This window comes from Mariniphaga sediminis (genome assembly GCF_003573545.1).
Taxonomy (GTDB): domain Bacteria; phylum Bacteroidota; class Bacteroidia; order Bacteroidales; family Prolixibacteraceae; genus Mariniphaga; species Mariniphaga sediminis.
Map to the genome: position 1 here is coordinate 37464 of NZ_QWET01000010.1, position 13445 is coordinate 50908.

Sequence of the window (13445 nt, forward strand, 5' to 3'; positions counted from 1 at the left end):
TTTAATTAGAAATTAACTTTTAATCCTAAAGCGTAAAATTTATATTGAGGCTCACTGCCAACATTTAGTTGGATCTTATCTTTATTCTTTGCGAAAGCCATTACGTTACTGGCTCTGGCATAAACTTGCATATTCTGGATAAAGAATTTTGAAAATAATTGCTTCGGAAAATTATAATTTAGCTGTATCCTATCAATTGATATCAAGGAATTATCATATATCCAATATGAAGAATTTCTAAAGTTGTTACTATTGTATTCCGAACTCAAACGTGGATAAGTAGCTGTTTTACTTGTTTGTTCTGTCCACCTGTTTTTTACAATTTCAGAATATTTACGGTCGCCATATACCCAATAATAAGCACTATTCGCCATACGATAAGAACCGTCTCTAAATGTCGAGTGTACATACAATGAAAAGTTTTTATAGTTTAAAAGAAGCGAAGCCCCTCCTATAAATGTGGAACTTGCATTCTCAAGCATAACTATATCATTATCATTCACTACTCCATCTTTATTTTGATCCTTGTATTTTATGTCTCCTGGTTGTACTTCTCCAAACTCCTGTATAGCATGATTTTGTATATCAGATTCGTCCTCAAATAAACCAATTGCCTCAAGTCCCCAATTGGCATTTATAGGATTACCAACCCGGTAAAGGTATTCTTCAGGCCAGTATTCATCTCTTTTGGTTATTTCTGTTTGATAAATAGTCATTGAGGTTCCCAGCTCATAACTAAAGTCAGTAAAGTTTTTTCTCCAGGTTACCCCCAACTCAATCCCGGAAAATTTATTTTCTGCATAATTTATAAGAGGATTAATCCCCCCCAGATAATTGGGGTATCTATTGTTTGAACTGGTTACCCTATCTGACCTAAGCTCATGAAAGGCAGAAAACTCTAAAAAGACTTCTTTATTAAACAGTAAAGATTCAAATCCCACATTGTATTCTTTCCTCTTTTCATAAAACAAGTTAGGGTTTCCTGCATTGCTAACTACCGTACTTTGATTACTCCTTCCTGAATCATACCAGCTATACCCCCACTGCTGTTCAAATATATCCTCATACCGATAATAGTCGGTTATGGTTACGTCGGTATTCATGATACCTCCCGAAAGCCTCAGCTTTAAAAAGTTTATAAATGTTTTATTAAAAAAATCTTCTTCACTTATAACCCATGCCAACCCTACTGAAGGAGAGAAACCCAGCCTATTTTCAGGGGCAAGTTTATTTGAATACGAAATTGCAGAACTAAAGTCAACTATATACTTATTTTTATATACATAGTTGAATCGATTGCCCAGGTGTGCGTGTTTACTAGTATAAAATCCACTCGTTTCATTAAAAGTATCATAATATGCTAATAAGGAGAGAGATAATGCATGATCATTCCGAAATACCTTTTGGTAATCAAGCAAACCGGAAAAACTAAATTTTCTATTCAGGTAAGAGTTTCTTATTTCTTGTGATCCGGAAAAGAAATCTTCTCCGATTTTAGTAAGTGACATTTGATTGTCATCATTCCACGAAGGCTGGAATACTGCATACGTGTTTGTTTGAGATGCTGTAAACCGATTGTAAAAATCAAAACTAACATTCAAGTTTAGGCTTAGTCCTTCAGTAATGGAACTCATGTCAATTTTATAACCATTATTAAACTGGACTACAATACCATAATTATTATTATAGCCTCCCAGGTTTAAATATCCATATGGATTATTTCTATAAATTGAAGTACCGCCAACTAAATATTTACCCTCTACAAAAGTTCCGGAACTCAATAATGCTTTATCGGCCACTAGGGAAGAATCAATTAATGGAGCATAAGCATTGGGTCTTATTGTGGAAGCATCACTAAAAAAATTCCCATTAACTCTGTTATCAAAATCAAATACACCTACTACATCTACATAAGCACGTATTTTGTCAATAATCTTAAAATCAATATTCGAGCGCAGGTTTATTTTATTATAACTTTCATCTCTCCCTTTATTCATCAAAGTACCTGTATGATACCAACCCAGATTCAAATAATACTGTGCATCTCGATTCCCTCCTGAAAATTCTGAAATAAATCTTGATGTCGGTTTAAACTCTTTCAGAAATTCTGAACCATAATAATTCATATCAGGAAACCTAACACGATCTGTTCCTGCCCGGGTTGAGCCAATAACGTCTTCAGAATACAAAGGGTTGAGACCATTATTTACCCTGGCTTCATTAAAAAGCTCCATATAATCAGCTGACCCCAGATAAGTTGGATAACTTATAGGATCATTTATTCCCGCTTCAAAAAATCCGGATATTCTTTTTTCATTTGGTTTTCCCCTTTTTGTCTTAATCAAAATAACGCCCTTATCAGCCCTGGTTCCATAAAGCAATGAGGAGTTCACATCTTTTAGGATGGTAATTTGCTCTATTTCTTGTATATTAACTGAACTAAGTTCGCGAGGAATTCCATCAATAACTACCAACGCACCACCTAATCCACGAATATTTGTGTTTCCGATAAGGCCCGGGACTTTCCCATTAATCAACTCATATCCATTTGAAACATTATCAAACAATAAAGTATTATTTGGATAGATTACACTGATATCATTTGCTGCATTAATTTTGGATACAACACCATAAGGTATATGGACTATACTATCCAGATTATAATTGAGTGTGATTGAATCTTTAGTAGTAATATCGCCATTAATCTCCTTTGTACCAGTGTTAATACCTAAAAGTGTTTTCGATATTATCAAACATAGCAAAGACAATGAAAGAAGATATTTTTTATACATATGTTTCATATTTAAAAAGATTAATTATTTCAATTACCATCCCGGATTCTGCTTCCATTCGGGGTACAAATTAACTTGCGATACGGGAAATGGTAACCAATAATGCTTTTCGCTAAACAATATTGTTTCAACAACAACTTCTTCAAAATAGGTATGTTCCTTATCAAAATTTAAGCCTGTCAATTTCCTGTATTCAGGCTGGTGAGCAACATGCCACCTTCTCAAGTCATACCATCTTTTGGATTCATAGGCTAACTCAACGGCTCGTTCATTCCTGATTCTCTCACGAAACACTTCCTTATCCTGTAAAAATTTTTGATGGACTCCCGGCATTAATGCCCGGTTGCGAACCATATTGACTGCTTCAACAGCTGTGAAATTTGCGCCAGGATAGCTCCCGTTGGGACCATAGGCTTCATTTGCACATTCAGCATATATTAAATAAATCTCTGCTAATCTTAATTTTGGTATCTCAAAAAAGTAATTATTCCAACCCCGATCGAATCTATTAATCGTCTCATCCCAGTATTTTCTATATCCGTAACCAGTCCTGCTCGAAGACGAAGTCCGTTCTCTCCCTCCAACATAAAATTGCACAAAAGCCCTGTCATCAGCCAGACTTTTGATAATTCTGTCACCATCCACCAAAATATTATAGGCAAACCTTGGATCACGATTCTCTTTATTAAATGGATCATTAGGGTTGTAACCAGATTCAGGGTCCTCGACGGGAAGTCCATTTGCCATCTCAAAACGCTTCACATAATTATGAGAAGGAGCACTATACCAATTATCTGTACCGACATGGCCAAACGTAAAGGATGAAGAAAAGTAACGTGTATTTCCTCTATTTGGCGCTTTAAAAATAATCTCTTTGCTCCTGGGAATCGAGTTATCCTTGGTAAAAAACATCTGAGAATATGTTTCCCATGGTTCTAATTGATAAACCCCTTGATCAGCCAACTGAATAATTTGCCAGGCAGCTTCTGCAGCGCGTTCGCAATATTGTGAATTATAATTATAATTGCCCGTTGCAACTCCATTAAATAAAGGGGACGCAGCATACATCAAACATTCCGCTTTTACAGCCAATGCCATTCCTCTTGTCGCTCTTCCTGCATTAAACCCTTTTGTAAGTTCTCCGGTATCAATATTGTCCCAGTCCAATGGAAGTAATTCCTCTGCCCGTTCCAAATCTGACACAACCTTTTCTACCGTTTCATGAAGCCCCAATTGTGCAATTCTCATATCATCATCAGCATTAAAAACGGTATCAACATACGGAACAGCTCCCCATGCTTTCATCATTTCCCAATGAAAATAGCCCCTAAAAAAATAGGCTTGCCCTTCGATTAATCTTCTTTGCTCATCGGTAGCGTCAACGAGCATCGGTAAATTTTTCAGAGATATATTAGCTGCCCGAATGCCATACCAACTGTTTTGCCAGATACCATGCCTGCGTACTAAATTTCTATACCAGGGCTGGTTATCCCTTTGGGCATCGGTATTGTAATATGGCGACATCCCGCTGCCCATAACATAGAAATAATCGCCTTCAATAAACCCGGCTTTTCGGGTTGGAATAATATCATCGCCCCAGTTAAATTCCCCAAAACGATGCCTCAGGTGAACCCACTCTACAACATCATCATACAAGGTTTCCACATATCCCTGGAAGGTATTAAAACTTGAAAAGACATCTTTTTCAGTGATATCAGCTTCTATTGTTTTATCCAGATACTCAGTACAGGAAGTAATTGTCAAAATGATTATCGTAAACAACAACCATATAGACTTTAAATATTTTTTCATAATCTTATTTTTAGTATTTATATTGATAGTTTTATGCCCAAATTAATCTGCCGGTAGATAGGATAGGCATTCTGTATATCAAAATTTCCTGTTTCTCTATCCATGGGCATTTTAGACCAGAACAACAAATTGTTACCACTTATGGTCAACTGCACATTTGATATTCCAATATTTCTTATCCACCTTCCATCTAGTCTATATGCAATTTCAGCAGTTTTTAATCGGAGATAGGATGCATCATAAAGACCAAACTGACCATTGGGAGAAGTTGTAGTTAACCTTGGTGCTTTATAGGTAGCGCCTACAGTATTCTGGGGTGTCCAATAATCGTTAAGTACGGAAGAAACAGGAGTATATAACGTCTGCCCGGGAGTAACATAAGGGGAGTACAATGTAACATTTGTTACAGCAGTAAATTGGACCATCCAGCTCAATTTTTTATAATTTCCTCCTAAATTTGCTGTATAAGTGTATTCCGGACGCGATGGAAAGCCATATGGTACTGCATCATAAGAATCTATAATACCATCTGAATTAAAATCAACGATGTCCCAATCACCAGGCAATCGATATTGTTGATTCGTTGCAGTTCGTGCACTCGCATATATATCATCCCAGTTATTAAGGGCTCCACTGGAAAGCTGAGTCTTTGTTTGCCCTATTTGAAACCCTTCATTCTTCAAATAATCATCAAGTAAAATAGGATCCTCCATTGCTATTACAACATCCCTGGCTCTTGTGATAAAAAATGATGCGTTATATCCCCATCCATCATGATTATAATTTCTGGCCCCTAATACTATTTCAAATCCCTTTGATTGTGTTTTACCCAAGTTGGCAGGAACAGGAGAGGCTCCAAAAGTAGCAGGAACATTTCTTTTATTTGCAGTCATAAAAATGTCCTCTCTATCATCCTGAAATACATCTATATCCAAAGAAAATTTTTGTAAAAACAAAAGTTCTATACCCAAATTCTTTTTGGTAGCTGTTTCCCATCTCAAATTTTCATTGGGAATTGTTCCCTCGTAATAGGTATTGTATGGACTATACGGATAAGCTCCGGTCTCTGGCGAATAAAAAGCTCTTGTGCTTCTTCCCGGGTTTATCCAGCTTCCAATATATCCCCAGCGGGGTATGCCACGATCACTTCCTACTTTACCAACCGAAACCCTGAGTTTTAACTTATCCAGCCATGAATATTTCTCCATAAATTTTTCACTGGAAACCATCCATCCAACAGCTGCCGATGGGAAAAAGCCAAACCGATACTCAGGTGAAAACTTTTCAGAGCCATTATATGCCCCATTAAATTCTACTAAATATTTGCTGTCGTAATTATAGGCAACACGCCCTACCCAATCTTCTCTGTAATTAGTAAAAGACGAGCCTCTTGTATCTTCTCTCCGGTTAAAAAGTGCAAGACCCGAGAAGGAATGTTTTCCGAAAATCTTATCATAATTTAATCCTGCCTGATAGAACAGTGAACGTTGTAAAGTACTATTCTCCACATACTCACCATAGAGCCTCCAGGGAATAGAAATAATATCAAATTCATTTACTTCTCCCAGCCCGGTAGGATTAAAAATAAAAATGTTATCTAAACTGTCTTGTCTTGTAGTAGCATTAATAATTTCAGGGTTTTGATATTCATAAATTGCCTGTCCCTGGTTGTTTCCATCTACAATATTTGGTCCGCTTGATACAACATAGTTATCCCAGGCAACATTCATATTGAACTTCAGCCCTTCGGCAATAAAATTAAGTTCTTGTTCTAATTTCAAATCGATACCTACATGTCTTCTGTTATAATACCGGACCCCTCCTTCTTGCATAATGGCCACCGGATTGTTCATATTAACATTTCCTATATATTTTCCATATCTGCCACTTGGATACTTGACAGGAAATGCATCGGGAGGTAATTCAAATAATCCCCTGTAAAGATGTCCCCATGGACCTCCGCCAGTATTTGGATCACTCACACCACCAAAATCAGCATTTATAGATTTTTGGTTCCCCAAATAGCCATTAACATTTGCTGAAAATATTGTTGTTTTGGTTAAATTAAAATCCAGGTTTGCCCTAAAATTAAGTCTGTCATAACTGAAGCCAGGATCATAATCCTTTGCTTCGTTATAATGTGTGTTCAGTATATCACCATCATGCATATAGCCTAATGAAGCAAAATAATTTACAAAATCAGTTCCTCCAGCTACATCTACATTAAAACGATGACTCTTTGCAAAGTCCTTGGTCAGCTCATCTACCCAATCGACATCCGGGTATAAATAATTATAGGGTGATTCCTGAGGTTGTTTGGAATAATTCAAAACTTCAACCGGAGTATAATATTGCCAACCTGCGTCCCGGGCTGAAAGTTCATTCTCAATGGCAACATTCTTCCAACTCTTTGCATCATAAGAATTTAACAACTCAGGCAATCTTGAAATCATTTTATAAGATACGTTAGCTGAAATGTTAAACTTCGGTTTACCTAAACTACCTCTTCGGGTTGTAATCAAGATCACCCCATTGGCTCCTTTAACGCCAAAAACTGCTGTAGAAGAGGCGTCCTTAAGGATAGAAATACTTTCAATCTCTTCTACATTAATATCATTCATTTTTCTTTCAATTCCATCAACTAAAATCAAGGGACTAGCAGAGTTCCAGGTTGACTGGCCGCGTATAAAAATTTCAGGATCAGCTCTCCCTGGTTCCCCTGTTTGTTCCATAACAGTTAACCCCGGAAGTTGGCCTGATAAGGCACTTGAAAGATTAGGAAGTCCGGTTCTACGATCAAGATCCTCATTTGTAACAGAAGAAATAGACCCTACAACACTTTCTTTCTTTTGGATCCCATACCCCACAGCGACCACCTCTTCCAATCCAATAGTTGCTTCTTCCAACACAATTGAAAAAGTTGTTCTTTCTCCAATAGGAACCTCTTGCATTTCCATTCCCACAAATGAAAATTGCAAGATTTCTGCTTCAAGAGGAATATGAAATGAGAATTCTCCATCCACATTGGTAACTGTACCCTGTGTTGTTCCTTTTACGACTATTGTTACACCAGGCAAAGGCTGGCCGCCTGTGTCGGTTACCTTTCCGGTAATTTCTTTTTGTTGAGGTTGTTGTTCCAAAATCACTACTGGTCTGGATTTTAACCTGATATCTTTCCGAATTATAATGGTTTTGTGCACTATCTCGAAAGTCAGGTCGGTTTCATTAAGCACCGAAAGAAGAATCTCTTCCACTGTGACATCTTCCAGATCGACATCAATGTTTTTAACTCCTTTTATATCTTCAGAGTTATAAAAAAAGCTGAACTCAGTTTGTTTTTTGATATTCCAAATAACACTTTCCAGAGAGACATTTTTCAATCTCAAATTCAGCTTGGTAGCCTGGGAATAGCTTTTCATGTTGCCGGCAGTTACCTGTAGTGCGGAGGCCAACACAAAAATCCATACCATTTTCATCATAATGATGCATTTTAACACTTTCCCACGTGGAAAGTAATCATTCATAAATTTTTTCATACTTTTGAACTGTTAGTTTTATACTAAAAACTGCCTTAGGCAGTAGCTATTACAGGCAGGTAGTATCGCGAGTACCACCTGCCTTCTTTTTATTCCATTTTATATTTTTTCCCGAAACACTATGGCAGTGCCATTTACCTCTACCTCCACTTTATTGGTTGCTTTTATAATATCAAGTATCTGGGTTATATTTCCGTACCGGTCAAGACTTCCACTGAAATATAAATCCTTTACCGATGGATTCATATAAAAAACGTCGGCAGAGTACCAACGGGTCAAGGTTGTCATGATATCTTCAAGGCGCATGTTGTAAAAAATGAATTCCCCGTCTTTCCATGATGTAAACAGAGCTACATTCACTTTTTCAACTTCAATGATCCCATCCTCCAGTGTAAAAATGGCCTGTTCTTCAGGCTCAATCAAACGCCCTTCACTGGATTTTCCGGATGCGCCTACTTTTACCTTTCCTTCCACGAGTGTGGTAATTACTTTGTCCATATTCTCGTAGGCATTAACATTAAAAGTAGTTCCTACTACCTCCACATCTACTCCGCCTGTCTTTACAATAAATGGTGAACCGGAACGGGTAACTTCGAAATAGGCTTCACCAATAAGCTCTACTTCCCGCGTTCCCTCACCAAACTGAACCGGATATCTGAATTCACTCATTGCATTCAGGAAAACCCGCGTGCCGTCAGAAAGGACCAGATCATATTCAGCCCCTCTGGGAATTCGAATTGTATTAAAAAGTGGCCGGACGGCTTCACTTACATTTTTCTGGCCGGTATAATCCAGGTTTCTTTCGGCCTTATGAATGACTGTTCCGTCCTTTTCCCGTATTTCTGTCTCACCGGGTGTATCTAAAATAACTGACCGTCCATCGTCCAACTGTAAAATGGCCTTACTGGAGCCGGGATTAATCTCTGCAACCTGCTGATGGGTCTCTGTTTGTTCAGGTATTTGCCGGGAAACAAAAAAGTAAACACCGCTGCCAATCAATAACGGAATTAATATGGAAGCGGCTACCCTGAAAATTTTTTGAATAATGGCACGTCTCCCTTTTTGTTGAATGGTTGCATATATAAATTGCCATGACGGATTTTGATCTGCCTCATGGGAATGTACCCAGGATTTAAACTTTCCGGTTCTTTTTATTTCCTCCATTAATTTCCGGTTGCTTTTATCGTCATTGAGCCAGGTAGTCAATTCCTCTTTTTCTTCCGACGATAACCCTCCCAACATCTCTTTTGCAATGAGACCGGCTATTTTTTTATAAAGGTAGTCATGCATAAAAAAAAATCATAAATAAAATCTACTCATTAAGTATAGCACATAAAACGAAAAACCGGGTGACAAGAAAAAGGCATTAAAAAAAAGTTTTTGCTATCCTCCTGCAATCAGGATTCAAACAGTTCAGCATAAAACAGCATAAAAAAATGGAAAGAAACCCCCTTCAATTTGGCTCGCAATGTTTTAAATGCCCTTGATTTTAAGGTTTTAATCGTATTTACTGAGACGTCCAGTTGCTTTGCAATTTCGGGATTTTTCATTCCGTCAAGGGTAAATTCAATAACCCTTTTCTCTTGTGGTGAAAGTGTTTTAATTGCATCGTAAATTAACCGGTACGTTTCGTTTTCGATAACAAAATCACGATATGAAAAGGAAGGTTCAGCGTGTTCTGGTTTGTCAATATTTTTTGAATGGTTATCCCGCAGGTAATTCAGACTTCGGTTTTTTACAAATTTGAAAAGATACGACTTCGCTGAACGTAAGGAACGTATGTCTTTCTTTTTTTCCCAAAGAAGAATAAACGCCTCCTGAACAATATCGTTTGCAGCTTCTTCATCTTTCAGAATTTTATTGGCAAAAAAACACAAGGCAGGATAAAAACCCTCAAAAAAATACCTGAAAGCCGCCGTATCTCCCTTTTGTATTTGTATATAGTTAGGTTCCATAAGTTCCTTTACCCCGTCAAAAATAGGCCTATTTTTTTTATTCTCTTCGAAAAAATAAAAAAGAAATGCCCCTAACCTAATTGAAAGATGGAAAGAAAGGAATCCGGCAGCAAATATCCGGATATCCCTACCGGAAAATCGAGCTTAATTATCTTCCTTCGCCGAGGCGCTTTTGCACTGTGTAATCCATCAAAAGACTCTATTGCAATTATTGATTTCCCAAAAGCATTCTTTGCAAAAAAATTATTGCCTACGTAAACAATGATTCGATTTCTTCCCTGGTGATCTTCTGCAACGGATTGTTGGAGTTGATGAATGTGTCGGCCAGAGAACTTTTGCGCTCCTGAAGTTGCCGGATCTTTTCCTCTATGGAATTTTGTGTGATAAACCGGTAAACAAACACATGCTTATTTTGCCCTATTCGGTGGGCGCGGCTGACAGCCTGGTTCTCAGATGCCGGATTCCACCACGGGTCAATGATGAACACATAATCAGCGCCCGTGAGGTTCAACCCTACCCCGCCCGCCTTTAGCGAAATCAGGAAAATCCGGTTTTCCGGATCATCCTGAAACTGACGGATAATTTCCCCGCGATTTTTTGTCTGACCAGTAAGCATGCTGTATTTCCAGTTTTCCTTTTCAATTCTACCCCTCATTAACTCCAGATGTTTAACAAACGAGGAAAAGACCAACACCTTATGCTTTTCTGCCACCACATTTTCAAGCATCCGGAATAATTCTTCAAACTTACCCGATTCACCTTCTTCTATGTCTTCAACAAGTCTCGGATGATTGGCCAGTTGCCGCAACCGGGTGAGTCCCCGCAGAATTATCATGCCCGAGTTTTTCACCCCTTCTTCTTCGATCCCTTCCAAAATGGAATTTCGAATAATAGATTTTTCTGTTTCGTATGTTTGCTGCTGATTCTCATTCATTTCGCAAATCACAACCTGCTCCATTAACGGGGGCAGGTCTTTGGCCACCTCTTCTTTGGTACGCCGCAACACAAACGGCCGGATTAACACCTGCAACTTTTCCCTTTGCTCTTTGCTGTTATGTTTTTCAATGGGCGTAATAAAATAGCGTTGAAAAGATGCCAGGTTTCCCAGGATGCCCTTATTCAAAAAATTCATTTGCGCCCACAAATCTGACAACGAATTTTCGATGGGTGTGCCGGTTAGCGCCAGTCGATGCTCCCCCTGCAGTTTCATAACTGCCTTGTAAGTTTTCGACATGGGATTCTTCACATATTGGCTTTCATCCAAAATGAGGTAAAAAAATTTAAACCCGGCCAACGTTTCCACATCGTTCCGCACGGTACCGTAGGTGGTAAGAATAATATCAAAAAACGAGGCCGCCCGGTTCAAATCACCCTTTGTTTTACGCAATTGTCCCACATGTTTATATACCTTTAGGGAAGGAGTAAATTTTTTTATTTCATTCTCCCAGTTATGCACCAGCGAAGTAGGCAGTACAATCAAACTGGCGAGCTGTTCTTTTCCACCGGAAACTGATCTATCAAAAAGCTCCAGCTGACCATCCTTTCCCGTATTGTTAACCGAAGAAAAAGCGGGTCGTTCCGGATGTTTCTTTTTCAACAGTAATGCCAGTGTTTGCAAGGTTTTTCCCAGTCCCATATCATCGGCCAGACAGCCGCCAAAACCATTCTTTTGCAGGCCGAACATCCATCGGAAACCCTCTTTTTGATAGTTTCGTAATTGGGCATTTAGTCCGTCAGGAAGTGTCACATTTTGAACGTCACCCGATAGCTGTTGAAACCTTTTTAAAATGGAATCATCGCCTGGGGGCAAAATCTGCTGAAGCAGGGCATAATGGTGCCTGTCAAACTGCAACTTATCTCCCCTGCTTTTGGCAAACGGTATCAGGTTTTTGTAACGGGCAAACCACTCTTCCGGAATTACGGCAACTTCCCCGTTAGGAAGCTCAAACTCACGAATGTCGTTCAGGATATAACTTTTTAACCGGACAAACGGGAAACTGAATTCGCCAAAAGTAACCATTGCATACACATCGAACCAGTCGCCGGATACGTTGGTTTTTACCTCCAGACGCTGTTCTCCGGTAAAGTAATTTTTTTCGAGCTTCCCCTGCTCCACAAGAATTCCCTTTTCTTCGAGCCAACTTTTATTTTCATTCAGCCAGTTTACCAAAAAGTACAGGGCACTGGCCCGCTCACACAAATCAATATTTTTAATGGAAAAATATCCGTCTTTCTCTTTCAGACCAATAACAGAAAGGTGATCAAAAACCGTTTTTTCCCACTCAAAATCCCTTTTAATTTTTTTAAACAGAAAGGTATTCCCCGTTTTCTGAAACTGAACCGCTACCTCCCGGTCTGCATTGAACAGGAATTCCTCATCACCATATCGGAAATGCAACACAAAACAAGGTTCAAGCTTCAGGTTATTATCAAGGGTGAGTACGGCACTTTTTTCCACATTACCTTCCAACAACTGAAACCCTTCTGCTTTAACATCGAAATCACGTATTGTTTTTCGTACAAACCCGGCATAATATTTTTCCTCCATGGAAGCCGGAACCGAAACAAATTCTTTGCTGAAAAATGGCGTCAGTCTTTTAGCGTCCAGCTTTTCAAATACGATGAGTTGATTACGGGAAACCAGCATACACGGATTACCGGAAATAATCCGGATATTCCGGTTTAGTAAAGGAATCTCCTTTTCACCCAAAAAAATATCCAGGTGGTATCGTGTTTCTGAAGAATCGCGTTCAAAATAAAAAACCGGACGGGCAAACCATGGCGGTACTTCTATTTCATCTTCATCGTAAAGGTTGGCATATTTTACTTCCTTGTTTAGCAGGCGCACAGGACTTAGCATCAGAATACGGGCTACTTCGAACATACACCGTTCTATAAAAGGAGAAATGTTTTTCTGAAACCAAACCGGTTCCAGGTTTGCGTAAAATTCCGCAACATTTTTTGCCCTTGAAAACCGCTTTACCAAACGTTCATCGCTATACTTGTCAATCCATTCTACCAGCTCCTTTTCATAAGGCCTGACCTCCATTCCGGCATTTTTTAGTTCAAAGGGTTTAACCACTTTTTCTGCAGAATAAAATTTATCTTTTTTATGTATGAGATAAGGCTGGAAAACATTTCCCCAAAAACGATGTTCTGTTAAAACGATAACAAATTCAGTTTCGCCCATTGTCGATTAAAAAGAGTTATAAAAAAAGAACCCCAAATATACAGAGGGAAGGGCAAACCGGAAAGAAAAAAGAGATGTAATGCAAAGCAAACTTGTTCTTGTGCTAAAATTAAATACTGAGCCGTTGCAGTTTTTTTACAGCAAAGGTTTTGTTCGTTGC

General features: G+C 38.6%; 7 protein-coding genes. 1 reads left to right on the forward strand and 6 read right to left on the reverse strand.

The genetic code is table 11. From position 1 onward, the window contains the following. Positions 1-5: 5 nt before the first annotated feature. From D1164_RS14065 to D1164_RS14085, 5 genes are all read right to left on the reverse strand, one after another. Positions 6-2792 carry a SusC/RagA family TonB-linked outer membrane protein gene (locus D1164_RS14065; protein ID WP_172594467.1) on the reverse strand — a complete coding sequence of 929 codons (2787 nt, stop codon included), beginning with the start codon at positions 2790-2792 and terminating at the stop codon, positions 6-8. 33 nt (positions 2793-2825) lie between these two features. Beyond that, positions 2826-4604, reverse strand: coding sequence for a RagB/SusD family nutrient uptake outer membrane protein (locus tag D1164_RS14070; protein ID WP_119350641.1), 1779 nt, complete (start codon positions 4602-4604; stop codon positions 2826-2828). A gap of 17 nt (positions 4605-4621) precedes the next feature. Beyond that, the gene (locus D1164_RS14075) at positions 4622-8083 is read right to left on the reverse strand and encodes a TonB-dependent receptor (RefSeq protein ID WP_172594468.1); all 3462 of its coding nucleotides are present in this window, start codon (positions 8081-8083) and stop codon (positions 4622-4624) included. Between the two features lie 156 nt (positions 8084-8239). Next, positions 8240-9430 carry a FecR family protein gene (locus D1164_RS14080; RefSeq protein ID WP_119350643.1) on the reverse strand — a complete coding sequence of 397 codons (1191 nt, stop codon included), beginning with the start codon at positions 9428-9430 and terminating at the stop codon, positions 8240-8242. Between the two features lie 107 nt (positions 9431-9537). Then, positions 9538-10095, reverse strand: coding sequence for an RNA polymerase sigma factor (locus tag D1164_RS14085; RefSeq protein ID WP_119350644.1), 558 nt, complete (start codon positions 10093-10095; stop codon positions 9538-9540). 87 nt (positions 10096-10182) lie between these two features. Here D1164_RS14085 and D1164_RS23795 point away from each other — a divergent pair, with 87 nt between their 5' ends. Further along, a complete protein-coding gene (locus tag D1164_RS23795; protein WP_172594469.1) occupies positions 10183-10353 on the forward strand; it encodes a hypothetical protein in 171 nt (56 codons plus the stop codon). Here D1164_RS23795 and D1164_RS14090 read toward each other — a convergent pair. Further along, a complete protein-coding gene (locus tag D1164_RS14090; protein WP_119350645.1) occupies positions 10346-13285 on the reverse strand; it encodes a DEAD/DEAH box helicase in 2940 nt (979 codons plus the stop codon). The two genes, D1164_RS23795 and D1164_RS14090, sit on opposite strands and share 8 nt — an antisense overlap. Positions 13286-13445 lie beyond the last annotated feature (160 nt).

Coding starts and splice junctions, on each gene's coding strand:
- D1164_RS14090 (WP_119350645.1), bottom strand. CDS start 13,285: ATGGGCGAAACTGAATTTGTTATCGTTTTAACAGAACATCGTTTTTGG.
- D1164_RS14065 (WP_172594467.1), bottom strand. CDS start 2,792: ATGTATAAAAAATATCTTCTTTCATTGTCTTTGCTATGTTTGATAATA.
- D1164_RS14085 (WP_119350644.1), bottom strand. CDS start 10,095: ATGGAACCTAACTATATACAAATACAAAAGGGAGATACGGCGGCTTTC.
- D1164_RS14075 (WP_172594468.1), bottom strand. CDS start 8,083: ATGATGAAAATGGTATGGATTTTTGTGTTGGCCTCCGCACTACAGGTA.
- D1164_RS23795 (WP_172594469.1), top strand. CDS start 10,183: ATGGAAAGAAAGGAATCCGGCAGCAAATATCCGGATATCCCTACCGGA.
- D1164_RS14080 (WP_119350643.1), bottom strand. CDS start 9,430: ATGCATGACTACCTTTATAAAAAAATAGCCGGTCTCATTGCAAAAGAG.
- D1164_RS14070 (WP_119350641.1), bottom strand. CDS start 4,604: ATGAAAAAATATTTAAAGTCTATATGGTTGTTGTTTACGATAATCATT.